Source organism: Pseudomonas sp. NFACC02 (genome assembly GCF_900110765.1).
GTDB lineage: Bacteria > Pseudomonadota > Gammaproteobacteria > Pseudomonadales > Pseudomonadaceae > Aquipseudomonas.
The window spans coordinates 24,044-50,843 of the sequence record NZ_FOEO01000024.1 but is presented as its reverse complement, the minus strand read 5'-3'; the positions used below and the strand labels follow the sequence as shown (position 1 = coordinate 50,843).

Annotated in this window: 28 protein-coding genes; 16 read left to right on the top strand and 12 right to left on the bottom strand. The window is 60.4% G+C overall.

What is annotated here, in order from left to right:
- Positions 1-63: 63 nt before the first annotated feature.
- Positions 64-1,212, top strand: coding sequence for a 4-phosphoerythronate dehydrogenase PdxB (gene pdxB / locus BMY73_RS18555; RefSeq protein WP_092408888.1), 1,149 nt, complete (start codon positions 64-66; stop codon positions 1,210-1,212).
- Here pdxB and BMY73_RS18550 read toward each other — a convergent pair whose 3' ends face one another.
- Positions 1,213-2,193, bottom strand: coding sequence for a zeta toxin family protein (locus tag BMY73_RS18550; protein ID WP_175500211.1), 981 nt, complete (start codon positions 2,191-2,193; stop codon positions 1,213-1,215).
- Between the two features lie 158 nt (positions 2,194-2,351).
- Positions 2,352-2,531, bottom strand: coding sequence for a PA1571 family protein (locus BMY73_RS18545; protein WP_062390484.1), 180 nt, complete (start codon positions 2,529-2,531; stop codon positions 2,352-2,354).
- A 299-nt stretch (positions 2,532-2,830) separates the two neighbouring features.
- Here BMY73_RS18545 and BMY73_RS18540 point away from each other — a divergent pair, with 299 nt between their 5' ends.
- A complete protein-coding gene (locus BMY73_RS18540; RefSeq protein WP_092408884.1) occupies positions 2,831-4,630 on the top strand; it encodes an ABC transporter transmembrane domain-containing protein in 1,800 nt (599 codons plus the stop codon).
- An 18-nt stretch (positions 4,631-4,648) separates the two neighbouring features.
- On the opposite strand, the gene BMY73_RS18535 is transcribed toward BMY73_RS18540, so the two are convergent.
- Entirely contained in the window at positions 4,649-4,936 is a 288-nt protein-coding gene (locus BMY73_RS18535) for a pyrimidine/purine nucleoside phosphorylase (protein ID WP_062390488.1), read from the bottom strand.
- Between the two features lie 89 nt (positions 4,937-5,025).
- Positions 5,026-5,568: a 3'-5' exonuclease gene (locus BMY73_RS18530; protein ID WP_062390519.1), complete on the bottom strand. Its 543-nt coding sequence runs from the start codon at positions 5,566-5,568 to the stop codon at positions 5,026-5,028.
- A 329-nt stretch (positions 5,569-5,897) separates the two neighbouring features.
- Between BMY73_RS18530 and BMY73_RS18525 the strand changes: the two genes are divergently transcribed.
- Positions 5,898-6,728 carry a substrate-binding periplasmic protein gene (locus tag BMY73_RS18525; RefSeq protein WP_092408882.1) on the top strand — a complete coding sequence of 277 codons (831 nt, stop codon included), beginning with the start codon at positions 5,898-5,900 and terminating at the stop codon, positions 6,726-6,728.
- A 40-nt stretch (positions 6,729-6,768) separates the two neighbouring features.
- Here the strand turns inward: BMY73_RS18525 and BMY73_RS18520 are convergent, their stop codons facing one another.
- Positions 6,769-6,936: a DUF2897 family protein gene (locus BMY73_RS18520; RefSeq protein ID WP_074758439.1), complete on the bottom strand. Its 168-nt coding sequence runs from the start codon at positions 6,934-6,936 to the stop codon at positions 6,769-6,771.
- A 148-nt stretch (positions 6,937-7,084) separates the two neighbouring features.
- Complete coding sequence (gene eat / locus BMY73_RS18515; RefSeq protein ID WP_092408880.1) at positions 7,085-8,449, bottom strand: ethanolamine permease; 1,365 nt, start codon at positions 8,447-8,449, stop codon at positions 7,085-7,087.
- A gap of 315 nt (positions 8,450-8,764) precedes the next feature.
- Between eat and pyrF the strand changes: the two genes are divergently transcribed.
- Positions 8,765-9,463 (top strand): orotidine-5'-phosphate decarboxylase, encoded by a 699-nt coding sequence (pyrF, locus tag BMY73_RS18510; protein ID WP_175500212.1) that lies wholly within the window; start codon positions 8,765-8,767, stop codon positions 9,461-9,463.
- A 269-nt stretch (positions 9,464-9,732) separates the two neighbouring features.
- Here pyrF and BMY73_RS18505 read toward each other — a convergent pair whose 3' ends face one another.
- The gene (locus BMY73_RS18505; protein ID WP_256571211.1) at positions 9,733-10,860 is read right to left on the bottom strand and encodes a glycerophosphodiester phosphodiesterase; all 1,128 of its coding nucleotides are present in this window, start codon (positions 10,858-10,860) and stop codon (positions 9,733-9,735) included.
- A gap of 299 nt (positions 10,861-11,159) precedes the next feature.
- Between BMY73_RS18505 and BMY73_RS18500 the strand changes: the two genes are divergently transcribed.
- The 5 genes from BMY73_RS18500 to BMY73_RS18480 all read left to right on the top strand — a co-directional run bounded on the left by BMY73_RS18500 (position 11,160) and on the right by BMY73_RS18480 (position 16,202).
- Complete coding sequence (locus BMY73_RS18500) at positions 11,160-12,518, top strand: sensor domain-containing protein (RefSeq protein WP_092408874.1); 1,359 nt, start codon at positions 11,160-11,162, stop codon at positions 12,516-12,518.
- A 59-nt stretch (positions 12,519-12,577) separates the two neighbouring features.
- On the top strand, positions 12,578-13,513 hold the full coding sequence (locus tag BMY73_RS18495; RefSeq protein ID WP_092408928.1) for a 2-hydroxyacid dehydrogenase: 936 nt from the start codon (positions 12,578-12,580) through the stop codon (positions 13,511-13,513).
- A gap of 66 nt (positions 13,514-13,579) precedes the next feature.
- Positions 13,580-14,344 carry an SDR family oxidoreductase gene (locus BMY73_RS18490; RefSeq protein WP_062390500.1) on the top strand — a complete coding sequence of 255 codons (765 nt, stop codon included), beginning with the start codon at positions 13,580-13,582 and terminating at the stop codon, positions 14,342-14,344.
- A gap of 143 nt (positions 14,345-14,487) precedes the next feature.
- Positions 14,488-15,177, top strand: coding sequence for a fumarylacetoacetate hydrolase family protein (locus BMY73_RS18485; RefSeq protein ID WP_092408872.1), 690 nt, complete (start codon positions 14,488-14,490; stop codon positions 15,175-15,177).
- Positions 15,178-15,293: 116 nt separating this feature from the next.
- The gene (locus tag BMY73_RS18480) at positions 15,294-16,202 is read left to right on the top strand and encodes a helix-turn-helix transcriptional regulator (RefSeq protein ID WP_092408870.1); all 909 of its coding nucleotides are present in this window, start codon (positions 15,294-15,296) and stop codon (positions 16,200-16,202) included.
- 25 nt (positions 16,203-16,227) lie between these two features.
- Here the strand turns inward: BMY73_RS18480 and BMY73_RS18475 are convergent, their stop codons facing one another.
- Positions 16,228-17,109, bottom strand: coding sequence for a LysR family transcriptional regulator (locus BMY73_RS18475; protein ID WP_175500210.1), 882 nt, complete (start codon positions 17,107-17,109; stop codon positions 16,228-16,230).
- Positions 17,110-17,198: 89 nt separating this feature from the next.
- Between BMY73_RS18475 and BMY73_RS18470 the strand changes: the two genes are divergently transcribed.
- Both BMY73_RS18470 and BMY73_RS18465 read left to right on the top strand, forming a co-directional pair.
- Entirely contained in the window at positions 17,199-17,918 is a 720-nt protein-coding gene (locus BMY73_RS18470; protein ID WP_092408868.1) for a CTP synthase C-terminal region-related (seleno)protein, read from the top strand.
- Positions 17,915-18,247: an antibiotic biosynthesis monooxygenase family protein gene (locus BMY73_RS18465; RefSeq protein ID WP_092408866.1), complete on the top strand. Its 333-nt coding sequence runs from the start codon at positions 17,915-17,917 to the stop codon at positions 18,245-18,247. The genes BMY73_RS18470 and BMY73_RS18465 overlap by 4 nt, the downstream gene beginning before the upstream one ends.
- Positions 18,248-18,303: 56 nt before the next feature.
- On the opposite strand, the gene BMY73_RS18460 is transcribed toward BMY73_RS18465, so the two are convergent.
- From BMY73_RS18460 to BMY73_RS18450, 3 genes are all read right to left on the bottom strand, one after another.
- Positions 18,304-19,722 (bottom strand): short-chain fatty acid transporter, encoded by a 1,419-nt coding sequence (locus BMY73_RS18460; protein ID WP_062390512.1) that lies wholly within the window; start codon positions 19,720-19,722, stop codon positions 18,304-18,306.
- 334 nt (positions 19,723-20,056) lie between these two features.
- The gene (locus BMY73_RS18455) at positions 20,057-20,713 is read right to left on the bottom strand and encodes a CoA transferase subunit B (RefSeq protein WP_092408864.1); all 657 of its coding nucleotides are present in this window, start codon (positions 20,711-20,713) and stop codon (positions 20,057-20,059) included.
- A gap of 86 nt (positions 20,714-20,799) precedes the next feature.
- Complete coding sequence (locus BMY73_RS18450; RefSeq protein WP_062390523.1) at positions 20,800-21,501, bottom strand: CoA transferase subunit A; 702 nt, start codon at positions 21,499-21,501, stop codon at positions 20,800-20,802.
- Between the two features lie 132 nt (positions 21,502-21,633).
- Between BMY73_RS18450 and BMY73_RS18445 the strand changes: the two genes are divergently transcribed.
- The 4 genes from BMY73_RS18445 to BMY73_RS18430 all read left to right on the top strand — a co-directional run bounded on the left by BMY73_RS18445 (position 21,634) and on the right by BMY73_RS18430 (position 25,322).
- Positions 21,634-22,539: a LysR family transcriptional regulator gene (locus tag BMY73_RS18445; protein ID WP_092408862.1), complete on the top strand. Its 906-nt coding sequence runs from the start codon at positions 21,634-21,636 to the stop codon at positions 22,537-22,539.
- A 154-nt stretch (positions 22,540-22,693) separates the two neighbouring features.
- Positions 22,694-24,064, top strand: a complete 1,371-nt coding sequence (locus BMY73_RS18440; RefSeq protein WP_092408926.1) for a GntT/GntP/DsdX family permease — start codon at positions 22,694-22,696, stop codon at positions 24,062-24,064.
- 229 nt (positions 24,065-24,293) lie between these two features.
- Complete coding sequence (locus BMY73_RS18435; protein WP_062390529.1) at positions 24,294-24,569, top strand: hypothetical protein; 276 nt, start codon at positions 24,294-24,296, stop codon at positions 24,567-24,569.
- Between the two features lie 147 nt (positions 24,570-24,716).
- Positions 24,717-25,322, top strand: a complete 606-nt coding sequence (locus tag BMY73_RS18430) for a LysE family translocator (RefSeq protein ID WP_092408924.1) — start codon at positions 24,717-24,719, stop codon at positions 25,320-25,322.
- A 90-nt stretch (positions 25,323-25,412) separates the two neighbouring features.
- Here BMY73_RS18430 and ssuE read toward each other — a convergent pair whose 3' ends face one another.
- Positions 25,413-25,994 (bottom strand): NADPH-dependent FMN reductase, encoded by a 582-nt coding sequence (gene ssuE / locus BMY73_RS18425; protein ID WP_092408860.1) that lies wholly within the window; start codon positions 25,992-25,994, stop codon positions 25,413-25,415.
- Between the two features lie 580 nt (positions 25,995-26,574).
- Here ssuE and BMY73_RS28425 point away from each other — a divergent pair.
- The coding region (locus tag BMY73_RS28425; protein ID WP_218190161.1) for a hypothetical protein at positions 26,575-26,800 on the top strand (226 nt) is incomplete at its 3' end.

The following is a 26,800-nucleotide window of genomic DNA, read 5'->3' as shown; positions in this document are numbered from 1 at the left end:
ATGCGCCGCGCTGGCCCGCCCGCGTGCGAGCGCCTACACTGCCGCGACTCCAGGGAGCTCACCATGCGCATCGTTGCTGACGAAAACATTCCACTGCTTGACGCCTTCTTTTCCGGTTTTGGCGAGATTCGCCGCTATCCCGGACGTACCCTCGACCGCGCAGCCGTGGCCGACGCCGATATCCTGCTCGTGCGCTCGGTGACCAGGGTCACCCGTGCATTGCTGGAAGGCACGCCGGTCCGTTTCGTCGGCACCTGCACCATCGGCACCGATCACCTCGACCTCGGGTATCTCAACGAAGCGGGTATCCAGTGGTCCAGTGCACCAGGGTGCAACGCCCGAGGCGTGGTGGACTATGTGCTCGGCAGTCTGTTGACCCTCGCGGAAATTGAAGGCGCCGACCTCCGTCAACGCACGTACGGCGTGGTGGGCGCAGGGCAGGTCGGTGGTCGGTTGATCAAGGTGTTGCGGGGGCTGGGCTGGAACGTGCTGGTCTGCGATCCGCCGCGCCAGGCCGCAGAGGGCGGCGATTACGTCAGCCTTGACGAGATCGTCGCTCGCTGCGATGTGATCAGCTTGCACACCCCGCTGAACAAAACGGGCGACCTGCCGACCTGGCACCTGTTCGACCGCGCCCGTCTGCTGGACCTCAAGCCGGGCGCCTGGCTGATCAACGCGGCCCGTGGCCCCATCGTGGACAACACGGCGTTGCGTGAAGTGCTGCTCGAGCGCGAAGACCTGCAAGCGGTGCTGGATGTCTGGGAGCAGGAACCCCTGGTCGATGTTGAGCTGGCCGAGTTGTGTGTCATCGGCACACCGCATATTGCCGGTTATAGTCTTGACGGCCGTCAGCGCGGCACCGCACAGATTTATCAAGCCTTGTGCGCACACTTGGGGCAATCGCCGAGTATCCGTCTCGACGACCTGCTGCCCAAACCCTGGCTTGCGCACGTGACGCTCGATGCAGCCACCGATCCCGCGTGGGCCCTGAACATGCTTTGCCGGGGTGTGTATGACCCACGCCGAGACGATGCGGACTTTCGTCGCAGCCTGGTCGGTGACTCTGCGACCCAGCGACTGGCGTTCGATGCGCTGCGCAAACACTACCCGCCGCGTCGCGAAATCGACAGCCTGAGCGTGCGCATCGACGGCGAATCCGACGTGTTGTGCAAAATGGTGGCGGCGCTCGGTGCAGCGTGCGTCAGTGAGTGATCACGCTGTGTATTTCTTGATGTAGGACCACAAGGTTTCGGCGAGGCGAGGGGGTGTTTGCTGCCAGAAGGTCCGCATACGGGCCAAAGCTGAGTACGCTTCCTGCCAGGCCTCCTGACGATCCTGTTGACCGGTGACTGGCGCGTTAACCAACGCGGTGAAGCTGGCGAAGCTGCACGGAACCGGGTATTGCTCGCTGCGCACGATGCGGTGAGTCTGTTCCTGCACGGAGTGGATCGTCCCTTTTTCGTCGGTGAATGCTTTGGGCGTCAGTGTGGTGATTTGGTCGCATCGGCTGCTGCACAGCATTTTGCGGTTTCTCAGCTCGCCAAAACCACGCTCGTACATGCTGATTGTTGAACCGCTGACCCTCATGCACGCTGTTTCAAAGGCATTCAGGATCACTTCTGCGTTGTCGATACTGGTTTCGATGCTCGCAATGTCGACGAAACGTTCCAGCGTGCCGTTCTCCAGCGCATCGAGCGCTCGCTTGATGGTGGAGAGATGGACGAAATCCTTCTTGCAACCGATCAGGTGAACATCAAACTGGTAGTCGGCCAGTTCTTCGCCCGAGATGACGTTGGCGAAGGCACGGGTATCCAGCGCCGTTTCCATGATGATGTTGAACTTGTTCTTGTGCGCGTGGCTGAAGATGCGGCTGCACAGTTCCCAGATGAAGGTTTCGGTGTGCTTGTAACGACTGGTCACGTCCTGATCGGCGAACTCGGCATAACGGGGATGCAGTTCACGAAAGCTCTCCAGATAGAGGCGTACATAGTTGCTGTAACGCGGATCCTTGAGCAGGGTGTTGTTCAGCATGTAAGTCTTCCCGGAGCCCTGGACGCCAGCCACGATGAGGATTTTCGGGGAAGGTCGGCCGTCCTCCCCGATGTCTCGTTTAACGCCGAACAGGGTGGTTTCCAGCGTGCGGTAAATGGCGTCGAGTTCAGCGGGGGTATAGCTGTAATGGGTAGCGGACATCGTTAGGTTTCCTGAATGGTCTGGATATGAGGGACCGGACGTAATCGCAGGAAATGGCTGAGCGCAATGGGGGCTCGGTGGGGCATGTATTGCGGAATGTTTGTTGATTTGCCCGCATAAAAAACCCGGCATCGCGGCCGGGTTTCAGTTGAGTGTTCTCATCCGTCTTGTTTTTCAGGTTTGACCCAGTACTTTTCGCATTCCTGACACGCGGCCTGAACCATCTCTTCAGTAATCAGGACTTCTTTCCCGTTTTCATCGAAGATCGCACCGCCCAGTTGCGCCTGGGGTTGGGGCCGAACGACGGGTTCGTGATTGCTGCTGTTCTGCAAGCTCATGGCCTGTCTCCTTCATCAGGTTGTGCGCCTCAATTTATCCACGCTCGATGACTGCGCCATGACATCCCTGGACGCTTCGAGCGTCCAATCAGTCCAACAGATGACGGTAAAAATCGCCACCTTCCCGTTAGACCGATCTGCTCTAAACGCGCACTCGTGCATTCATAACGCCGCCCCACGCCGTCGTGGATACCTCTACCCAGACTGGTGTCTGCCCCTTGAGTTCAGCGAAAGTCGACGAGCGTTCATCGGGAGGGCGGTGTAGGCTCTGCGCTTGAGTCGTCTATCAGGTGCCTTCCATGCCTTCAGTGTTTTCCGGGCGTCAGCGCCATGCCATCCGTCTGGCGCTGCGGATGATCGCGCCGTACCGCAAGCAGGCCTTCGGTGCGCTGATCGCCCTGATCGTGACCGCCGGGATCACGTTGTCCATGGGACAAGGCATCCGCCTCATGGTCGATCAGGGTTTCATGACCCGGTCATCCACTTTGCTCAACGAGACGATTGGCCTGTTCATGGTGCTGGTTCTGGCGCTGGCGGTGGGGACGTTCACCCGCTTCTATCTGGTGTCGTGGATCGGCGAGCGTGTGGTGGCCGATCTGCGAAAGCAGGTGTTCGATCACCTGGTGAGCCTGCACCCCGGCTTTTATGAGAACAACCGCAGCTCGGAAATCCAGTCACGCCTGACGGCTGACACCACGTTGCTGCAATCGGTGATCGGTTCATCGCTGTCCATGTTCTTGCGCAATGCGCTGATGGTCATCGGCGGGGTGATCCTGCTGTTTTTCACCAACCCCAAGCTGAGCAGCATCGTGGTGGTTGCGCTCCCTCTGGTGGTTGCGCCCATTTTGATCTTCGGACGCCGCGTGCGCAGTCTGTCCCGTGAGAGTCAGGATCGGGTCGCGGACGTTGGCAGCTATGTGTCAGAAGCACTCGGCCAGATCAAGACCGTGCAGGCGTATAACCATCAGGAGCAGGATCGACAGCGCTTTGCGCAGACCGCCGAAGACGCATTCGATACCGCCCGCAAGCGGATCCTGCAGCGCTCCTGGTTGATCACGCTGGTCATCGTGCTGGTGCTGGGCGCCGTGGGCGTGATGCTCTGGGTGGGCGGGATGGATGTCATCGCCGGGCGCATTTCCGGTGGCGAACTGGCGGCGTTCGTGTTCTACAGCCTGATCGTCGGCAGCGCGTTCGGCACCCTCAGTGAGGTGATCGGCGAGATGCAACGGGCGGCAGGCGCGGCAGAGCGAATCACCGAGTTGTTGCAGGCGCGCAGTGAAATTACGCCACCGGACAACAATCTGCTGACGCTGCCGGAACGCGTCAGTGGCCGATTGGTCCTGGAGGGCGTCAGCTTCGCGTACCCGTCACGTCCCGAGCGTAATGCGCTTGAAGGGTTGAGCCTGACCGTTGAGGCGGGGGAGACGCTGGCGTTGGTGGGGCCGTCTGGCGCGGGCAAGTCAACGCTGTTCGATCTGCTGCTGCGCTTCTACGATCCGCAGCAAGGGCAGATCCTGATTGAAGGCCTGCCTGTCCAACGCCTCGATCCACTGGACCTGCGTCGCTGCTTCGCCTGGGTGTCGCAAACACCGGCGTTGTTCTTTGGCAGCGTCGAAGACAACATCCGCTACGGCAATCCCGTCGCCAGCGTCGATCAAGTCGAAGCTGCTGCGCGCATCGCCCACGCCCACGAGTTCATTCAATTGCTGCCTCAGGGCTATCAGACGCATCTGGGCGACGGCGGGATGGGCTTGTCGGGCGGCCAGCGCCAACGTCTGGCGATCGCGCGCGCATTACTGGCCGATGCGCCGATCCTGTTGCTCGATGAAGCCACCAGTGCGCTGGATGCGCAGAGCGAACATCTGATCCAGCAGGCCTTGCCGACGCTGATGAGGGGGCGAACCACGCTGGTGATCGCTCACCGGCTCGCCACGGTGCAGAACGCTGACCGGATCGCGGTCATGGATCACGGGAAGCTGGTGGCGGTCGGCACGCATCGGGAGCTGATCGCCAGCAATCCGCTGTATGCACGGCTGGCGGCGTTGCAGTTCAATACGGGGACACAGGATGGGGCTGCGGACAGTAAAACGGCGCCCTGAGCGCCGTTTTGTGAACCATCAGTCTTTGCGGTATTCGCAGAGGTAAGCGGTTTCAACGCTGACTTCCAGATCGAACTTGCTGTTGGCCGGAACGCGGAACTGATCGCCTGCATTAAAGGTTTCCCAGTCATTGCTGCCGGGCAACAGGACTTTCAGCGAGCCGGAGACGACGTGCATGATCTCGCGATCTGCAGTACCGAAGTTGTATTTTCCCGGAGCCATGACACCGATAGTGGCTGCGCCCTCGGCTTGCTGGAAGGCGATGGACTTGACGGTACCGTCGAAATACTCGTTGACCTTGAACATGGCTGATCTCCTCGGAAAGGGCTGAAAAAGGTCGGACAGTATGCCCAACGTACAAAAGGCCGTCATCCGCTTTGAGAAATGCGTCACGGTCAGCCGGGAATGACCAACGGGAGCAGTCGGGCGGTGTTGCGCGCGTCGGTCAGGGCTCGATGCTGCTGCCCGCTGAAATGCATGCCTGCCAGTTGCAGTGCGGCGTTGAGTCCGCAGGGTTTCTGTAGTTGACGCGCCTGGGCGAAGCGCTGCTTGAGATTGACGTGCGCCAGGCCGCTGAGCTCGCTGGTGAGCTGGTGCTGCTGCCACTGCACTTCAAATTGCTGGCGGTCGTAGTCGCCCCAACTGACCCAGCCGAGCAGGCGGGTCCGGTGATGGCTCAGCCAGCGCTCGAACTGTGGCCAGACGGCGGTAAAGAGTGGCGCACTGTCGATCTGCGCCTGTTGTATGTGAGTCAGTTCTCGACAGAACGAAGTCAGCATCGGCCTGCGCGCGGGCCTGACGAAACGCTCGAAATGGTCCACTTCACGGCCATCGTCATTAACCACGCAGGCACCAATCTCGATGATTTCCATTTCTGCCACCGGCCAACCGCCCTCTTCGGTGGTGGCCTCCAGATCTATCACCAGCCAATGGGGCATCTCGAACTCCAGTTTCTCAATCGGTGACACCGTCATGGAGCGTAGTCATATTCGCTTGTTCGCGTCCAACGCCTGAACGCACCCCTCATTGCTGCATGGGACTCAAATGAGGGAGGATGGTTTGCCGGAACGCTGCTTTTATTGCACCGGCCGAGCCAATCTCCGGCGAGAGGCTTGTCTGACGGACATGCTCGGCCTAAATTGCGTCGCGACAGTGACTCAAAGATTCGGGTTGTGAATAAAGCGGTTCCAACGTTGTTTGACCGTTGTCTAATTGTTCGCAAACGCATAGCTTACGTAATCCGATTCGCCAGAGGTGCTTTGTCTTGATGTCTACCCCCGTGCGGATGGCTGTTGAAACGCTGCTGTTGGTCAGCGCCACGCTGTGGGCCTGGCAAGCGGGCGCGGCACAGGTGGTGCGCATTGGCGCGGCGCACTTTCCGCCGTACACGATTCGCCCTGAGCGCGGTGAAGACACCGGCTTGCTGCCGCAGATGGTCAGTGCGCTGAATGCCATGCAGAGCCAATACCGGTTCGAAATGGTCCCGACCTCGATTCCCCGCCGGTTCCGTGATTTCCAGCAAGCCCGTTTTGACATGGCGATCTTCGAGAATCCCGCCTGGGGCTGGAAGGACATCCCTCACGAGGACGTCGACATGGGGCTGGAAGACGCAGAAATTTTTGTCGCGCATCGCGTGCAGGGTCGCTCGCAAAACTTTTTCGATGACCTGCACGGCAAACGCCTGGCGCTGTTCAGCGGGTATCACTACGCGTTCGCCCATTTCAACGCCGATCCCAAGTTCCTGGCAGACAACTACAACGCCACGTTGACCTACTCCCACGACAGCAATCTGCTCATGGTGCTACGGGACCGGGCGGACATTGCCCTGGTCACGCGTTCATATCTGAGTACCTTTCTGTCAAATAATCCCGCGGACGCCGATCAGTTTCTGGTCTCGGATCGGGTGGATCAGGTGTATCGGCATTTCGCGTTATTAAGGCCCAACGCGCCGATCACGGGGGAGAAATTCGGGGAGTTGATCAGGCAATTGCGTGAGAACGGGCAGATGTTCAAGATCTTCCAGCCTTTCCGGATCGCCGTCACGCCGCAGGCCAGTCATCACCCCGTGGCGCTGGATCAGGGGGACGGGCAGGACTGACGGGGGCAGGGGGGCGGTGAGTGTTCACCGCCCGAGGGGGTCAGCGGTCGCGGGCTTCCTTGGCGTCCATTTCTGCGTTGCGCTCATGGACGCGCTTGAGTTGTTCTTCGGTCAGGGGCAGTTTTTTCGCTGAATCCTTGAGCATCAGCAAACCACCGACGATCGAGCCAATTGCAATTACCAGAATTAACCAGGCGTACCAGGGCATGAGGCTCTCTCCTTCTTGTGATACCGCTTTGAGCAACGGTGCTGCCCAGTGGTTCAATTGTAGGAGACGTCCGGTCTGACAGGTACAGGCCAGGAGCACCTTTGCAGGTGTCGGTTTGCCGACGCCTGCAAAGGTATTGTGAGCGTGCTCAGATCCCGGTCAGCATCGAATCGGCTGGTGCGGCGGAGCGAGCGTTTCCGGTCAGCCCGAAATAGATGAATCCCACCATCATGAACGCCAGGAAGATCAGGCCGATCAGGGCATTGAACCAGGCCATGGCGATCAGGCAAACCACCGCGAGGACCAATGCAATGCCGGGCACGATCGGGTAGCCCGGGGCGCGGAAGGTGCGTTCCAGCAGCGGCTCGGTCTTGCGCAGCTTGAACAGGCTCAACATGCTCATGATGTACATGACGATGGCGCCGAACACCGCCATGGTGATCATTGCCGCGGTCAGCGTCATGCCGCTCAGGTTGATCAGACCGTCACTGTAGATCGCCGCGATGCCGATCAGGCCGCCCGCGATGATCGCGCGGTGCGGGGTCTGGAAACGCGACAGCTTTGCCAGCGAGGCCGGCAGATAGCCTGCGCGGGCGAGAGCAAAGAATTGCCGCGAGTATCCCAGGATGATGCCGTGGAAGCTGGCGACCAGCCCGAACAGACCGATCCACACCAGCATGTGCAGCCAGCCGGAGCTTTCGCCCACCACGGCTTTCATGGCCTGAGGTAAAGGGTCGTTGATGTTCGACAAGGCTTTCCAGTCGCCGACGCCTCCCGCAAAGAACATTACCCCCATGGCCAGTAATACCAGCGTGATGATGCCGCTGATGTAAGCCTTGGGGATCGTGCGCTTGGGGTCTTTGGCTTCTTCGGCGGCCATGGCAGCGCCTTCAATGGCGAGGAAGAACCAGATGGCGAAGGGGATCGCTGCGAACATGCCGGCAATCGCGGGCGCGCCGAAGGTGTCTGAGCCGGCCCAGCCGTTGAGTGCGAAGTTGCTGAAGCTGAACGCCGGGGCAACCACGCCCATGAACACCAGCAACTCCAGCACCGCGAGCACACAGACGACCAACTCGAAGGTGGCGGCCAGTTTGACGCCCAGAATATTGAGGATCATGAACACAACGTACGCGCCCACGGCGGCGTGTTTCGGGTCCAGTGCCGGGAACTGCACATTCAGGTAAGCGCCAATGGCCAGTGCGATGGCCGGCGGAGCGAACACGAATTCAATCAGCGTGGCGAGCCCCGCGATAAGTCCGCCTTTCTCGCCGAACGCCCGGCGACTGTAGGCGAACGGACCGCCAGCGTGGGGGATGGCCGTGGTCAGTTCGGTAAAACTGAAGATGAAGCAGGTGTACATCGCCGCAACCATCAGCGATGTCAGCAAGAAGCCGAGCGTTCCGGCCACTCCCCAACCGTAACTCCAGCCGAAATACTCACCGGAAATCACTAGACCGACAGCGATCCCCCACAAATGCAGCGTGCCCAGCGTGGGCTTCAGTTGCGTATTCATGCGTCACTCCCTGGATTGATTGGGTCATCGGGACAAAGCGCGCTGCAGTGGTCGTGCCAGTGAGGGGCAGGTGTGTCGTAATGTTTCGAAGAGGGTCGTATACAGGATGCTTGTTCGGCGATTTCGACGTGATCGTGCCGGATTGGTGCGCTGCTGAAGCCACACGGAGACAGAATGTGGCACGGCGAAGGCGAACGTCGCTCCCCTAGGCGTTGCCAGTGGATGCCCGGCTACCATTTACTGACCGCCGGGTCCCGCCCGGCAGGATGTTCAGCTACAATGCGCGCCGATTTCGACTTGCCAGAGAACCCGCTCATGTCCGCCTGCCAGACTCCTATCATCGTCGCCCTGGATTTTCCGACCCGCGAAGCCGCGTTGAAACTGGCTGACCAACTGGACCCCAGGCTTTGCCGGGTCAAAGTGGGCAAGGAGCTCTTCACCAGCAGTGCGTCGGGCATTGTCGAAACCCTGAACAGCAAGGGCTTTGAAGTGTTTCTGGACCTCAAATTCCACGACATTCCCAACACCACGGCCATGGCCGTCAAGGCCGCCGCAGAGATGGGCGTGTGGATGGTCAATGTGCATTGCTCCGGTGGCGTGCGCATGATGGCTGCCTGTCGGGATGTGCTGGATCAGCGCAGCGGGCCGAAGCCGTTGTTGATCGGTGTGACCGTGTTGACCAGCATGGAGCGTGAAGACCTCGCGGCGATCGGTCTGGACATCGAGCCGCAAGAGCAGGTGTTGCGTCTGGCGGCGCTGGCCGAGAAGGCCGGCATGGACGGGTTGGTGTGCTCGGCGCTGGAAGCCCAGGCATTGAAAACGGCGCACCCGTCGTTGCAATTGGTGACGCCAGGCATTCGCCCCGCTGGCAGCGCGCAGGACGATCAGCGCCGCATTCTGACCCCGCGTCAGGCTCTGGATGCCGGTTCTGATTACCTGGTCATCGGCCGCCCCATCAGCCAGGCCGCCGATCCGGCGAAAGCGCTGGCAGCTGTGGTTGCAGAACTGGCGTAAGCGGTCCACTCGCGTTCTGTAGGCCGGCAACCGCGTCGTCCTCAGGTTTTTGGAACGACGCGAATCCTGTGGGAGACGTCCGAGGTTACGAGGGTATGGGCCGCAATTCGGACGAATGCGGTGGGTCAATCGCCATAGATGTTGCTGACCCACTGCATTCGCCAGCAAGCCGGCTCCCACAGGATCGGTGTCTTCCTCATGGCTTTGGAACGACGCGGATCCTGTGTGAGAAAGCCAGCTTGCGGGCCACATTCACATCTGCGTCGCTCCTAGTACCCGATCCTCTTCAAGATTGAATCGATGCTTTCCTTCGATGGCCGTCCATAGAACTTCAACAGTTCCGAAGCCCGGTTGGTGAAGAAACCATCGACGCCGCGCTGACTGAGCGCCTTGAAGTCCACCGCGTCGTCCACGGTGTACGGGTGGATGATCAGGCCGCGATCGTGCGCCATCTTGTTCATCCACGGTTGCACCAGATCCATGTAGCTCTGGTCGCCACCGTTTTTCAAGGCCGACGCAGGGCCGGTGCCGATGGCGCCATGCGCTTTTGCCCAATCCATCCATGCCGCGAATTCTTCCTTGGACTTCACGTGCTGAGTCGCATAGAAACTGGCTTTGTCTTTGGCGCCGGAGTCCTTGAAGGTCTTGTCAGACGCTGCCTGGATATAACCGTCCCCCAGCCACAGCAAGAGAATTTTCGGCGTGTTTGGCATCGCCTTCTGCAGCAGTTCCAGGCTTGGTTTCTCGAATGTTTGCAGAATCACCCGGCCGGGCATGTGCGCCACGTTCACGTGGCCTTTTTCCGCGGCGGGGCGCTGACTCAGCCAGCCGCGTTGCTCCAGCTTCTTCTTCAGGTCTTCTTCGATGCCGGGAAACTGCGCTGGCACCTTGGTTTCGATGTACAGGCCGGGCTTGTTTTTGCCGCCTTCGGCGATGTCGATCACCTCGTCCAGTGTCAGCACTTTTAGCCCGGCATAGCTGGCGCGCGCACGCTCCGGGTGGGCCTTGTTGAACCAGGAGCCTGCGTCCAGACGTTTGATTTCGTCCAGAGTGAAGCTGCTCACCGGGTCTTTTGCCCGATCGGGATAGACGTCGGCGACGTTGGTGGTTCGCCCTAGGGTGTCGTCGTGCAAGGCGATCAGCACGCCGTCCTTGGTGCGCTGAATGTCCATTTCCAGGTAATCGGCACCCAGTTCGCGGGCCAGGGTGTAAGACGGAACGGTCTCCTCCGGCGCATCGAACGAAGCTCCCCGATGCGCAATGACGGCAGGCCATGGCACGCCGGCCTTGGCGGCAAGCGCCTTGCCTGGTTCGTCGGCAGCCATTGCTGAGCCTGAATACAGCAGGACACCGGCCAGCGCGGTGGTGCCCAACGTTCTGGAAATTCCTTTGAACATGGTGATGACGTTCCTTATGTGCATGATTCGTTCATGAGGCGGCAAACCACCGCAGCGCGTACCGGCGTGTTTGCCGCTAGTGTTTATCCAGGCGCATCGCTCAGACCTTAAACAGCAATGTCTGGTGCCGGCAACCGGCATGTCGCTGCTGGAAAAGATCGGTCGTTATGATGGCCTGCTCAATCGGTACATAGCCGAACGCACGGCGTTTGGGCACTATGGCGACGAGTTTGAGGATTTTTCATGACGCTGGATCGTCAGGCGTATGACCGTTTTACTTGGCAGGTGGCTTTGGTTGAATGGAAACAAACACATATGCGGCGTTGGTGGGATTTGTCGACATGCTGTTGGACGCCATCTGTGTGGTGGACGCGCAAGGTCGGTTCGTTTTCGTCAGCGCTGCCTCGGAGCGAATCTTCGGTTACTTGCCGCACGAACTGATCGGTCGCAAGATGATCGACATGGTCCATCCCGAGGACCGTGAGCGTACGCTGGCTGCCGCCAGCGAGATCATGGCGGGCCAGCCAAACGTAGGTTTCGAGAACCGTTACCTGCGCAAAGACGGCAGGGTGGTGCACATCATGTGGTCGGCTCGCTGGTCGGAGGTCGATCACCTGCGAATCGCCGTCGCCCGAGACATCACCGAACGCAAGCGGGCGGAATCGATGCGTACCGCGTTGTTCCGTATTTCTGAAGCGGCGCATGTCGCCAGTGACCTGCCTGCGCTGTTCAAAGACATTCACCGTGTCATCGGTGATTTGTTGCCAGCGCGCAATTTCTTCGTCGCCTTGCGCGACAAATACAGCGGCTTGCTGAATTTTCCCTATCACGTCGACGAGCATGACCCTTCCCTGACGCATCCGATGGCTGAAGCATTGGCGACCGAAGTCGTCGGAACGGGGCGCACGATGCTGGTGGCGCCGGCCAGTGATTGCCACGCTACCGGCCACGCCGTCCCGCAACATCTGAGGCAGATGCAGGGCAACGATGGCCTTTCCTGGCTGGCGGTTCCTCTGGAAACGCAGCACGGCATCATTGGCGCGCTGCTGGTCAGGAGTCATCCAGATTGTCCGCAGTACAGCGAACGCGACAAGGAACTGCTGCAATTCGTGTCGACCCAGGTGGCGGCCGCCATTGAGCGCAAGCAGTTGTATGACCGACTCAAAAGCATGGCCCAGTACGATCAGTTGACCCAGTTGCCCAACCGGATGCTGTTGCAGGAACGTCTGCTGCAATCGCTGGAGCGGGCGAAAAGCAGCAAAGGGCGGTTGGCCTTGCTTTATCTGGATCTGGACAAATTCAAACAGGTCAACGACACGCTGGGTCACGCCGCAGGGGATCTGCTGCTGCAGGAAGTGGCTCACCGCTTGAAACATTGTGTGCGCGAAACCGATACGGTGGCGCGCATCGGCGGCGATGAGTTCGTGATTCTGCTCGACCGGGTCAACAGTGCCGAAGATTCCCGCAAGGTCGCGGAAAAAATCTGCAAGACCCTCAATGTGCCCATGGTCCTCAAAGGCCATGAGTGGCAGATCCAGCCCAGCATCGGCATCGCCAATTACCCGGAAAACGCCACCGACCTTACGCAACTCTTCCGCCATGCCGACGAGGCGATGTACAGCGCCAAGAAGTCTGGCGGGAATCGCTTTCAGGGGTGAAAACCGCTCTGACTCGCGCTACTGTCTGCCTCATCGAAATTTTCCGCGGTGGGGCAACGATGACGAAGACGGTGCTGGTGCTGGTTGAAAGCGTGAACGAGTACTTGCCGATTCTGGAGGAGAGCGGTTTTCGTTTGATTCTGGCGCCGACGCCTGCGACGCGGGCGGAGGCGGTGGCGAATCGCGGGGCTGAAATCGATGCGGTGCTCACGCGCGGGCCGCTGGGTTTCACGGCCGATGAGATCGCGGCGCTGCCCAATCTTGGCATTATCTGTGTGATCGGGGCGGGTTATGAACAGGTTGATCTGCTGGCCGCCGAAGCGCGCGGCATTACGGTGACCAACGGCGCCGGGGTCAACGCGCCGAGTGTGGCCGATCATGCGATGGCGTTGCTGTTGTCGGTGGTACGTGATATCCCGCAAGCCGATGCATCGGTACGCCGCAGCGAGTGGCGCAAGGTCACGCGGCCTTCGTTTGCGAACAAACGCCTCGGCATTCTGGGGCTGGGCGCGGTGGGCATGGCAATTGCCAGGCGGGCACTGGGCTTCGACATGCAGATCAATTACCACAGCCGCTCGCCACGGGCGGACGTCGATTTTCACTACTGCGCCACGCCGCTTGCACTGGCCGCCGAGTCCGATTTTCTGATCGTGGCAACGCCGGGTGGCGCCGGAACGCGGCATTTGATCGACAAGGCGGCCATTGACGCGCTGGGGGCGGAAGGTTATCTGCTGAACATTGCGCGGGCCAGCGTGGTGGACACGGAGGCCTTGATCGATGCCCTGCAGCACGGCCGTCTGGCTGGCGCGGCGCTGGACGTGTTCGACGACGAGCCTCAGGTCCCGGATGCGCTGAAAACCCTGAACAACGTGGTGCTGACCCCGCATGTCGCGGGCCTGTCGCCGGAGGCCTCGCGGGGCACGGTGCAGTTGGTTGCCGATAACCTGACGGCGTTTTATGCCGGCCAGCCGGTGCTGACCCCGGTGCACAGCTGAGGCGGCACGCCAAGCCGATTGATGGCGGTTGCTACGAATTCCCCTCTAACAAAAAAGGAACCCCCGATGTCTTCATCGTCTGCCCTGAAAGTCGCGCTGGTCACCGGCGCCGGAAGTGGTATTGGTCGCGCGGTTGCGCTGCAATTGCTCAAGGACGGGTATGCCGTGGTGCTGGCGGGGCGCCGTCTGGAGCCTTTGACCGAGTTGGTCGAGCAGGCGAAAGCCGCGGGACAGCGGGCGTTGGCGGTGCCGACCGATGTGCGTGATGCGGCCAGTGTCGAGGCGCTGTTCGCGCAGATCGAAAGCACGTTCGGTCGCCTGGATGTTTCGTTCAACAACGCCGGCATCGGTGCGCCTGCGGTGCCGATGGACGAATTGACGGTCGAGCAGTGGCAAAACGTGATCGATACCAACGTTACCGGCATGTTTCTGTGCGTGCGTGCAGCGTTTGGGCTGATGCGTCGTCAGGTGCCGCAAGGCGGGCGAATCATCAACAACGGTTCGATCTCGGCACACACGCCACGGCTGTTCAGCTCGCCGTATACCTCCAGCAAACACGCGGTGCTGGGCCTGACCAAGAGCACATCGCTGGACGGTCGCCAGTACAACATCGCATGCGGACAGATCGACATTGGCAACGCCTTGACGGATATGACCGATCGCATGACCAAGGGTGTGTTGCAGGCGGATGGCGAGCTGCAAGTGGAACCCACGATGAACGTCCAGCATGTCGCTGATGCCGTGAGCTATATGGCGAGCCTGCCGTTGTCGGCGAACGTGCTCAATATGACCGTGATGGCCAGTAGCATGCCATTCGTTGGCCGCGGCTGACGTCCGGGGTTGCGAGGGTATGGGCCGCAATTCGGACGAATGCGTTGTTTCGTCCAAAACCCCATGGGATCTGTCCAACTCTGCGCGCAGCCATTCGCACACACTGCGGTCATGTCAATCAATCTTCCATCGAGGACATGACCATGAGCGAATTCGTCATTGCGCCGGTTGCCACGCCATCGCTGGCTGTCGCGGGCACTTCCAGCCGCTTTCCTATCCGACGCGTATTTTGCGTCGGTCGCAACTACTCGGAACACGCCCGCGAAATGGGCCATGATCCTGACCGCGAGCCACCGTTTTTCTTCATGAAACCGGCCGATGCGGTCGTGCCAGCGGAGGGCAGCATTGCTTACCCGCCACTGACCCAGGACCTGCACCATGAAATCGAACTGGTGGTGGCGATCGGCAAGGACGGCGTGGACATCCATCCGGAAGACGCGTTGAGCCACGTGTGGGGCTATGGCGTCGGACTGGACCTGACCCGCCGCGACCTTCAGGCGCAGGCGAAGAAAATGGGTCGTCCATGGGAGTGGGCCAAGGCGTTTGACGCCTCGGCACCTGCCACTGCGCTGCTGCCGGTCAGCAAGATCGGCCACCCGGACACCGGTTCCATCTGGCTGGACGTGAACGGCGAACGTCGTCAGCGCGGCGATCTGGCCGACCAGATCTGGGCGGTCAAGGACGTGATTGCGTACCTCTCGCAATCGGTGGGGGTCAAAGCTGGAGACTTGATCTACACCGGCACACCGGCAGGCGTCGGTGCGCTGCAGCGCGGTGATGTGGTAACGGCGGGCATTGAAGGCATTGCCGAGCTGACCGTGACCCTCGTTTGATTCCGCTATCGAACATCGTCTACACGCACTAAGCGCCTTGATAATCCCTTGGTTCGACGGCGGCTGTTGCCCTAACATGCGCCAGATCGAACCAGGTGATTTCAGGTGTTTCCGCGATGGCTAACCCGTCCCGCATCCCGACCTATGGCATGCAACAGCGCAGCGACCGGATGGATTTTTACATCCGTGACAAGTCCGCTCGCCCGGCCCTGACATCACCCCATCGCCACGAATATTTCCAGATCCAGATCAATCTTGGCGGCGATACCGTGCAACATATCGGTGGCGCCATCAGGCCGTTTCCGCGCAACACCCTCGCGTTCATTCTGCCGCATCGGTTGCATGTGATTCCGCACCCTGAAGACGGCAACTTCGTGCTGATCAATTTCTCTCAGGAATTTCTACTGCATAACCTGCCATGCGATCCGATGGACCTGGAAGATGTCTCCCTCGCCGAGGCACCGGAGCTGGCACCGTTTCGCTTTCAGGAGCATCTGGACTTCATCCTGGATGACGCCGAATTCGCGCAGGTGACCGCGCTGCTGGAACGGATGCGCGAAGCGGACCAGACCCGGCAGCTCGGGTCGGGCTCGATGTTGCGAGGTTACCTGCTGCAACTGATCGGCAAGGTCTGCAACCTGTTCGAGCCTCAGTTGCTGGGCTTGTCGGCCAACAAGGCCGAACGAAGAGGGCGGCGCGATGCGATGGGCCGCGTGTTGGAGTACATTCGCGCGCACATCGCCGATCCGGCCATGACCCTGACCGACGCGGCAGCCGCAGCCTTTCTGTCGCCGAATTACCTGACCCACCTGCTGCGCAAGGAGACGGGCAGTACGTTCTCGGAACTGGTGCTGGAGCGGCGCATGCGCCTTGCGCGCACGCACCTGATGAACAGCCACAAGCCCTTGAGCCACATCGCCGAGATCTGCGGCTTCACGGATGAAGCGTACTTTTCGCGGCGCTTCCGCAAGGCCCATGGCGTTCCACCAGGGCAATTCCGACGGGAGCAGGCCGTCAGGCGTTAAACCAGGCCGGTTAGCGTTCAGGCATTCACCTCAGGGCGAGGTTCCTGGTCAATTCGCTGAACAGCGCCGACACCGAGCGCAATGCCCGGCAATCCGGACGCGTCAGCAGCCATAACGCCGTGTCGTAGCCGGCGAGCGGTTCGCCCAGTCGTTGGAGATCGCCTTCGCGCAGCATGAAGTCAGGCAGCGCCGCGACCCCCATCCCGGCACGGACCAGTTGCGCGACACCCAACATCGAGCTGCAGCGGTACGCCAGGTTCACCCGAGGCCAATGCTGGCGTCGCCAGGTGACGGTGGGGTGGTCGGGAAGAAAGTCGTCCGGTGCAACCCAGCACATGTCTTCGATCACAGCGTGTCCGGCGCGCTGCAGGTATTGCTCGCTGGCGCAGACGTGATACGAGACGGTGCCCAGGCGCGTGCCGACCAGATGCTCCGGCGGCGTATTGGTCAGGCGCAGGGCAATGTCCGCGTCACGGCGGCTCAGGTTGGCGAAGGTGCTGGAGGTGTTCAGTTCCAGTTGCAGGCCAGGATAGTCCGGCATGAAACGGCGCAAAGCGGGCAGCAGCAGGCTTTGCAGCACCGCCTCGGTACACGTCAGCCGGACGGTCCCGCTGACGATCTGTTGACCCTGCTCAAGGCTGATCTGCGCCAGAGCCAATGCCTGTTCTGCGCTTTGTGCCTGTTGAGAAAGGGCTATCGCTGCACTGGAGGGCTGATACCCGGCACGGCTTTTTTCAAACAGCTCGGTACCGACGCAGGCCTCCAGCCGACGCACCGAGCGAAACACCGTGGACACATCGACGCTGAGCAACTCGGCGGCGCGTGCCAGTGTCCTGCCGCGCACCAGCGCGAGGATCAGGGCGAGGTCGGCGTGATTGAGTCGGTATTGCACCGCTGCATTGATCACTTGCTTGAACGCCTATATTGATTGCATGGCGACAAGCTTATAGTCCGGCCCGTATCTATCGCAAAGCGTTTTGATATCAGGGAGCAGGCATGAAGCAAAAGCACGAAATCCGCATTGCATTGGTGGGTGACCATGACGACCGCGTACCGGCGCATCAGGCGATCCCCTTGGCGCTGGACAGGGTCGAAGACGAAACCGGCATCGGCATCGAGTATCACTGGCTGCCGACGCCGGACGTAGGCGATGGTGCCGGGCTTCATGCGTTTGACGGGATCTGGTGCGTCCCTGCCAGCCCTTATCGCGACATGAACGGTGCGCTGACGGCCATACGGCATGCCCGCGAAAACAGGGTGCCGTTTCTGGGCACGTGTGGAGGTTTCCAGCACGCGTTGCTTGAGTACGCACGCAATCACCTGGGCTGGTCCGACGCCGAGCACGCCGAGACAGCACCGGACTCTGCGCGCGCAATCATCACGCCGCTCAGTTGCTCGCTGGTCGAGGCATTCGAGCCGATTCGTCTGCTGGCCGGTTCACGGATTGCCGAGGCTTATGGCGCGCTGCACACCCAGGAGCGTTATCGCTGCCGTTATGGGCTGCGCAAGGAACTCGAGGCAGACGTCTTTGCCGGGCCGCTGAAGGTCAGTGGCTACGATGAGGACGATGAAGTCCGCGCGATGGAACTGCAGGGACATCCGTTCTTCGTTGCCACCCTGTTTCAGCCCGAGCGCTCGGCGCTACAAGGTCACACACCGCCGCTGGTCAAGGCGTTTGTGCAGGCGTGTGCCCAACAGGGAGTAGCATCAAAATGATGAACGATACGTTTCCCGTTCCTTACTACGCGGTTATCTTCACCTCGATCCGCACCTCGCAAGAGGCCGAGGCATACGAACAGGCAACGCAGCGGATGCTCGAACGGGTTCACGAGCAGCCCGGATTTCTCGGCGTTGAGTCGGCGCGCGGTGAAGATGGCCTGGGGATCACGGTGTCGTACTGGTCCAGCGAAGCAGCCATCCTGGCGTGGAAGGAAAACGCTGAACACCGGGAGATCCGCGAGCGAGGTCGCTCGACCTGGTACCGCCACTACAGCGTGCGGGTCTGCAAGGTCGAGCGCAATTACAAAGCCGAAAGATCAGGCTGACGCTGTCTCTTTAGGAGCGGCTGGGATGCAACGCCACCCCGGCCGCTCCTACAGCTTCACGGCATCACAGGCGGGATGTACGCCAGCGTGGTGCCCAGCGCCCACAGCAGGAACAGCACCAGCGGCGTGTGCACCAGCAACTGCACGAACGAGAAGCCGATCAGGTCGCGTGCTTTCAGACCCAGTACGCCCAGCAGCGGCAGCATGTAGAACGGGTTGATCAGGTTTGGCAGCGCTTCAGCGGCGTTGTAGATCTGCACCGCCCAGCCCAAGTGGTATTTCAGGTCGTTGGCGACCTGCATCACGTACGGCGCCTCGATGATCCACTTGCCGCCACCGGACGGAATGAAGAAGCCGAGGATTGCCGAATACACGCCCATCAGCAACGCGTAGGTGTCGTGGGAGGCGATGCTGGTGAAGAAGGTCGAAATATGGTGCGCGACCGTTTGCGCATCACCGCCCTTGACCGTGGTCAGCAGTGCTGCAATCGACCCGTACAGCGGGAACTGAATCAGTACGCCGGTGGTGGTGGGCACGGCACGGGCCACCGCATCCAGGAAGCTGCGCGGACGCCAGTGCAACAGCGCGCCGACCATGATGAACAGGAAGTTGTACGTGTTCAGGCCGGAAATCGCCGTGATCGCAGGCTTGGTGCTGAATTCGTTGTACAACCAGCCGGACGCCAGCACGACCATCAGAATGATCAGCAGCGGACTGTATTCCAGCCATTCACCTGGGCGGGTGCGTGGCGGCAGCGGCGGCAGGCTGAACGCTGGATCGATGCCGCATTCCTTGGCGTCGCGGGCGTTGGCCGGACCCGGGGCGGTGGCGTACGCGACGATGATCGAAATCACCACCAGGGCCAGCAGCATGACGCCGGATTGCCACAGGAAGATCGTCTGGGTGAACGGGATCATCCCGGTAATCGCCAGAATCGACGGCGGCAGGCTGGCCGGGTTGGCTTGCAACTGTGCAGCCGACGATGACAGACCCAGCGCCCACACCGCACCCAGGCCCAGATAGGCAGCGGCACCGGCGGCGCGATAGTCCATCTTCAAGTCCGTGCGACGTGCCAGGGCACGCACCAGCAGACCGCCGAATACCAGCGACAGCCCCCAGTTCAGCAGCGAAGCGACCATGGAGATCAGTGCGACCCAGGCCACGGCCGAGCGGCCGTTTTTCGGGATGCGTGCCAGGCGGTCGATCAGTTTGACCGCAGGCGGCGAACTGGCGACGACGTAACCGCCGATGACCACGAAGGCCATCTGCATGGTGAACGGAATCAGGCTCCAGAAGCCGTCACCGAAGGCCTTGGCGGTGTCAGCGGGTTTGGCGCCGATCACCAGCGTCGCGAGGGTGACGATGACCACGGCAAGGGCGGCGAACACCCACGAGTCAGGGAACCAGCGTTCTGCCCATTTGGCGCAGCGCAGGGCAAATCGGGCGGAGCGGCTTTCTTCGATATCGGCGGCCACGTTGTTTTACCTCTTGGAGTTATTGTTAGGGTGTTATTGGAATGAGCTGTTTTGAGTGTGGGCAGTGACGCAAAAAATGTCCGGCTCTAGATACAGCAAAGCCCCTTCATGACTGAAGAGGCAGAATGGCACAACGCAATGGCGTGGGTTTATCAAGCTGACGCCCGCGAGCTAATTGTAGGAGCGTGGCTTGTCCCGCGATCGACCGGGAACCGGTCGCAGAACCAAGCGGCATAGTTGTATCTGATACACCGTGCCCTCTGGTTTTACTTCCGCTTCGCGGAAGATCGCGGGACAAGCCACGCTCCTACAAAAAGCGTGGCAAGTCCGGCATTCAGAACTTCATCTCAACCACATCGTCCGGCACGATCAGTTTGCCGGCGGTCTTGGCGACGATTTCTTCAACGGTCACGCCCGGTGCGGTTTCGCGCAGGATGAAGGCGCCGTCCTCGATTTCCAGGTAGGCCAGGTCGGTCAGGACTTTCTTGATGCAGCCGGCACCGGTCAGCGGCAGGCTGCAGCGCGAGAGCAACTTGGATTCCCCATCCTTGGACGCGTGGGTCATGGTCACGATGATGTTGTCGGCCCCCGCGACCAGGTCCATCGCGCCGCCCATGCCTTTCACCAGCTTGCCGGGAATCATCCACGACGCAATATTGCCCTCGACGTCCACTTCGAAAGCGCCCAGCACCGTCAGGTCGACATGGCCGCCACGGATCATGGCGAAGGACTCGGCGGAGGAAAAAATCGACGCGCCTTTGCGAGCGGTCACGGTTTGCTTGCCGGCGTTGATCATGTCGGCGTCGATGGTGGCTTCGGTCGGGAACTCACCCATGCCGAGCAGGCCGTTTTCCGACTGCAGCATCACATCGATGCCTTCGGGTACGTAGTTGGCGACGAGGGTCGGAATGCCGATGCCCAGGTTCACGTAGAAACCGTCTTGCAGTTCGCGCGCAACGCGCTGTGCCATTTGTTCGCGGGAGAGTGCCATGGTCTTGGGTCTCTTTTATTGTGTCCGGCAGGCTCGAGGGTCGTCTGCGGAAAAATCAATGAAGGGGTTCGAGTCGACTTGGCGCGTCAGGACTTTTTGATCGTGCGCTGCTCGATGCGTTTCTCGAACGTGCCCAGAATGACGCGATCCACATAGATGCCAGGGGTGTGGATCTCGGTTGGCAGCAACACGCCCGGTTCGACAATCTCCTCGACTTCCACCACGGTGATCTTGCCCGCAGTGGCGACGACCGGGTTGAAGTTCTGCGCGGTATGGCGATAGACCACATTGCCGAAATGGTCGGCCTTCCAGCCCTTGACGATCGCGAAGTCGCCGGTGATGGCCTCTTCAAGAATGACGTTGCGGCCGTTGAACTGGCGGGTTTCCTTGCCCTCGGCCACCGGCGTGCCGTAACCGGTCGCGGTGTAGAAAGCAGGAATGCCGGCACCGCCTGCGCGCAGCTTTTCAGCGAGGGTACCTTGCGGGGTAAGTTCGACTTCGAGCTCGCCGCTGAGCAACTGGCGTTCGAACAGGGCGTTTTCGCCGACATAGGAAGAGATCATCTTGCGGATCTGCCGGTCTTCCAGCAGAACGCCCAGACCGAAGCCGTCGACACCACAGTTGTTCGAGACCACCGTCAGGCCTTTCACGCCCATGCGCTTGATCTGCGCGATGAGGTTCTCCGGAATGCCGCACAAGCCGAAACCGCCGGCCAGTACAGTCATGTTATCGGTCAGCCCGGCGAGGGCCTCTTCGTACGTTGCTACGCGTTTGTCGAGTCCAGCCATGATGATGCGACCCCGCTTCGTTGTAGTTGTGTCTGACAATCGGGCTGTCAGTATGCGTTGACTGCATCTTCTCTCCGCACCAGTGATTTGTTAATTTTGTTTTTTTCATCGATTGATAAGAAAAACAAATATATGAACGTAAAGCAGCTCCGGGCGTTTCTCGCGGTGGCGCAATGTTTGAGCTTCGCTCAGGCGGGGGAGCGACTGCACCTTTCCCAGCCAGCGCTGAGCCTGACCATCAAGGCGCTTGAAGACGATCTGGGCGGGCAGCTTTTGACGCGTACCACGCGCAATGTCAGCCTGACACCGGAAGGTGAGGCATTGCTGCCGTTGGCCCGGCAACTGCTCGCCGATTGGGATAACACCGAAGAACTGCTGCGCCAGCGCTTCACCCTACAGATGGGCAAGGTGTCGGTGGCTGCAATGCCCTCGTTCGCGGGCAATCTGCTGCCCATCGCGCTCAAGGTGTTCCGCGAGCGCTATCCACGGGTCAATGTCGCGGTCCATGACGTGATCAACGAGCAGGTACTGGAAATGGTCGGTCACCGTCGGGTCGAACTCGGTATCGGGTTCGAGCCCGAGTCGAGCAACAACCTGACCTTCACCTCGTTTTACCTGGACCGGTTTGTCGCGGTCGTGCCCATGGATTCTCCGCTGGCCCAACGTGCGCAAGTGACATGGGAGGAACTGCTGCACCATGACTTCATTACCCTGCAACGGCCGTCAGCGGTGCGCCTGTTGCTGGAGCAGGACCTGCAAACCCGGCACGGAAAACTGCCGGTCGCGTTTGAAAGTCATCAGCTGTCGACGGTCGGGCGCATGGTGGCCAATGGGCTGGGCGTCAGTGCGGTGCCGTCGTTGTGTATTCAGCAGATGGAAGAACTGGGCGCCCGATGCATTGCGCTGGAAGGTCCCAGAATCGAGCGTCGAATCGGCTTGATGACCCTGTCCGATCACAAGCTCTCCGCCGCGGCTCAGGCGTTGCGGGATGTGCTGATCGAGTGCGCGCAGGGAAGCGTTATCCCTCCAAAATGCTGATTCATTTAGATGAATGGATGAATGACAGGCCGTTTCGGCCACCTTGTACGAAAAAACCGCTGCGACGTCTTGCCGCATCCGGTATCGTTTGGCCATCTGAAACAAATTGTTTCAGATCATCTTTCAATAAGAATCGAACGATAAGGGGTTGCGCTTGGATTTGTCGTCTGCTGCGTGGGTGTTTCATGACACCCGGTTGATCATCTGCTGCCTGATCGCCATTGCCACGATTATTGTGCTGATCAGTGCCACCAAACTCCCGCCGTTTCTCTCGATTCTGGTGGGCACTTTCATCGCCGGGATAGGCGCGGGGTTGCCAGCGGAGGCCGTTGCAAAGGCATTCAGCAAGGGCGCGGGCGGGATCCTGGGCGAGGCGGGGATGATCATCGCGCTGGGTGCGATGCTGGGCGCGTTGATGGCTGAATCGGGGGCGGCGGATCGTATTGCGTCCACCTTGCTCGGCTTGGGCAAAGGCAAGGCGCTGCCATGGGTGATGGCGCTGGTGGCGATGGTCATCGGCCTGCCGTTGTTCTTCGAGGTGGGCCTGGTGATGATGGTGCCGATCATTTTTGTCATGGCGCGTCAGTCCAACCAGCCGCTGCTGAAAATCGCGATCCCCGCACTGGCCGGCATGACCACCCTGCATGCCCTGATGCCTCCGCATCCGGGGCCACTGATCGCGGTCAGTGCATTGCACGCCGACCTGGGCCTGACCATGTTGCTGGGTTTCTGCATCGCGGTGCCGGCGGTGATTCTGGCCGGCCCGCTGTACGGCAACTGGCTGTCCAAACGGCTTCATGTTGAAGAACCTGTAGAGCTGGGTGCGTTGTTTTCCGCCAAACCCGAGGTCACGCGTCAGCCTGGGTTCGGCGTGTCGCTGCTGATCATTCTGCTGCCGGTGATCCTCATGCTCGGCAGTACGCTCGCCAAAATCGCTCTGGAGCCAGAGAGCAACGTCGCACTGACGCTGAAATTCCTCGGCGAGCCATTAGTGGCGTTGGGCATTGCGGTCCTGGCGGCGACGGTTTGTCTGGGCTGGGCCAACGGCCTCTCCCGGGAGCAGGTCGGCGGCACGCTGCGCAAAAGCCTGGCACCGATCGCGGTGCTGTTGCTGACGATCGGCGCGGGCGGCGGCCTCAAGCAGACCCTGCTGGATGCCGGCGTCAGCCAGACCATCAGTAAAGTGGCCGAAGGCGCGCACATGCCTTACCTGCTGCTGGCGTGGCTGATCGCGGTGGCGTTGCGTCAGGCGACGGGCTCCGCGACTGTCGCGACCACCACCACCGCAGGCATCCTCGCGCCGATGATGGCCGGTCTTGCGCCGGTTGAGGCGTCGCTGGTGGCGCTGGTGATCGGTGCGGGTTCGGTGTTTTTCTGCCACGTCAACGATGCGGGTTTCTGGATGGTTCGCGAGTACTTCGGCTTGCAGCTCAAACAGACGATCTGGGTGTGGTCGGTGCTGCAGACCATCGTCTCGGTGGTGGGGCTGATTGGCACGCTGCTGCTATGGCACTGGCTGGCTTAACGGCTTTTCTGACACTCCGGTCAATTGTGGGAGCTGTCGGAGGTGACGTCGTAACCTCCGGCAGGCTTCTACAGGTCGTGCGTCGTCTGCCTCAGATTGTTAAAGCAGCTGAAGCAGGATGGACCGCGTCAACGTAGCCAATACCGACTATCGAGACGACTGATTTCTGCTCGAACGGGCCGGGGCGTAGCCTTGACTCATTCCCGAAACGAGCCGAATGGAGTCTCTCATGAACCGCCTTCTTGCCCTTGCCATGCTGCTTACCGTCGCTGTCCTCTCTGGCTGTGCCACGGACAATCATCCTGAGCTGCGTCCTTACACCGCTGAAGAGACTCACCAGCTTGCCCTCGAAGACCTCAATCGCCGTGGTTTGTCCTATGACGAGTATCAGGCCCGCAAAAACCAGTTGATGGCTCAGCCACAGATGCAGCAAGCCCACGAGTTCGATAACCGTGGTGAAGTCAATGCTCAGGTCAACACGACTTCCAGGGCTCGCCAAGGCTGAGGTGTCTACTGCAAGGCGGTAACAGTTTCCTGAAGTTTGCGATTTACATGACACTGTATGGTTGAAAGTCAGCGTGTCTGTCTATGTGTTTCCGACGGTGCTTTCGATAGCGTTGCTGCCAGGAACCAAAGACACTTCTGGACTCGCATCATGCTGACTGCCGACCTGCTGCTCGCTTTCATTCTGTTCGCTTTCGTTTCATCGATCACGCCCGGTCCGAACAACACCATGTTGTTATCTTCAGGCGTGAACTTTGGTTTCAACCGCACCATTCCCCACATGCTCGGCATCAGCTGCGGTTTTGCGCTGATGGTACTGGCGGTCGGCTTTGGATTGGGCGCCGTGTTCAAGGCCTACCCGATTGTGTACACCGTGCTGCGATATGCAGGCGCGGCGTATTTGCTGTACCTGGCGCACAAGATCGCCACGTCCGGCCCAGCCAGCGACAGCGAGCAGACCAATGCCCGGCCGATGAGTTACCTGAGCGCGGCCGCGTTTCAGTGGGTCAACCCCAAGGCGTGGGTCATGGCGATCGGCGCGATCAGTACCTATACGCCCATGAACGGTTATTTCACCAACGTCGCGATCATTGCCTTGGTATTTGGCATCGTCAATTTGCCCGCCGTGAGCCTGTGGGCGGGGTTTGGCAGCCTGCTGCGCAACGTGTTGCGCGACCCCTTGTGGTTGCGGGTGTTTAACGGGGTGATGGCTGCATTACTGGTGTTGTCGTTGTATCCGTTGCTGGAGCAGTGATCGTGCTCGCGATTGCAGTGTGTCAGGCAATACCTTCGGGGCAGACACATTGCTTTCGCGGGCGAGAGCGCCTTTACAGGGGATCGGCATTTAAAGCGCCAGCTTCAAATGCCCGCCCGCTTCCTTGTGCCGCGCGTTTGTGCGGTGCTGCAGACCGAGATGAAAATGCTCCAGCCCGTCCTGAAGGCGCTGAGTCAGCAATTCATCCAGCTCGCCACCGAGGTCGTTATCGCTGTAGCTGATCTGGCTGTCGATGGCGAATACGCCGTGCAGCACTTCCTGGCATTTGAGCGCGGACAGTACCGGCTTTAAGGCGTAGTCCACGGCTAGCATATGGGCGATGCTGCCGCCGGTGGCCAGTGGCAACACCACTTTGCCGTGCAGCGAGCGTTCTGGCAGCAGGTCGAGCAGGGTTTTCAGTGCGCCGGAAAACGAGGCCTTGTACACCGGCGTGCCGATCAAGAGCCCGTCGGCCTTGGCCACGGCGTCGATGAAGGCGATGACCTCGGGGCTGTCGAAGCGGGCGTAGAGAAGGTCTTCGGCGTTGAAGTCCTGAAGGCGAACGGCTTTCACTTCCACACCATGAGCGGTAAGCCATTGCGCGGCGTGTTTGAGCACGACGCCGGAGCGGGAGCGGGTGGAGGGGCTGCCTGAGATTGAAACTACCAACATGTTGTAGGTCCTTGGGGTCGGTCACCCGAGGTGCTGCATGGCACCGTGCAGGTCGCGGTCAACGCGATGGGGATGGGCGGATAGACCCTTTGGGAGGTTCAAAGCAGCATGCGTGCCAGCCTCGGCGATGTGTCTGGACGGCAGTAAAACCGGGGCTTCAGGGGGGGCAGGGGGGATTTGCTTCTGGGGGAGGATCAATTCTGGAGGGGGTAAGTGTTGATTGGCTGTTGCTGGGGGAACACTTTGGGTGTTCACGGTTCACGGTTCACGGCTCGTGTCACGGTGGGCATTGGGTTTCGGGTGTATATCCATTATTGAGGGTGGCGCTGATTAGGGTTCCGCTCTTACAGCGGGTCACTTTTTTCAAGAGCCAAAAAAGTAACCAAAAAGGCCCTGCTCCTGGTTTGGCCTCGACTTCGTCGAGGTACCTTCACTCCGGCGACGCTCCGTGGGCCCGCCGCCATCGGCCATCCATGGCCGGGGGCGGCTCTCGCGGCATCCCTGCCGCTCGGCCCACGGAGCGCCGCCTGCGTTCAGCCTGCACCCAAGTCGCGTTTTGTGGTGTCTGGACTTTCTCGGTATGAAGATCAAAAGCGGGAGCAGGAGCAGCTCTGCTTTTGATTCTGCCGAAGGCGTAGGAGCGCGCTTGCCCGCGAACTGCCGGGAACCGGCAGCAAAACCGGTGCAGGCGGTGTATCAGGTACAACCGAGTCGTCTGATTTTGCTGCCGCTGCGCGCCAGATCGTCCGAGTGCGGCCCAGAGCAAGCGCGCTCCTACAGTTTCGGCGTGAACCAGCAGCAGGCGG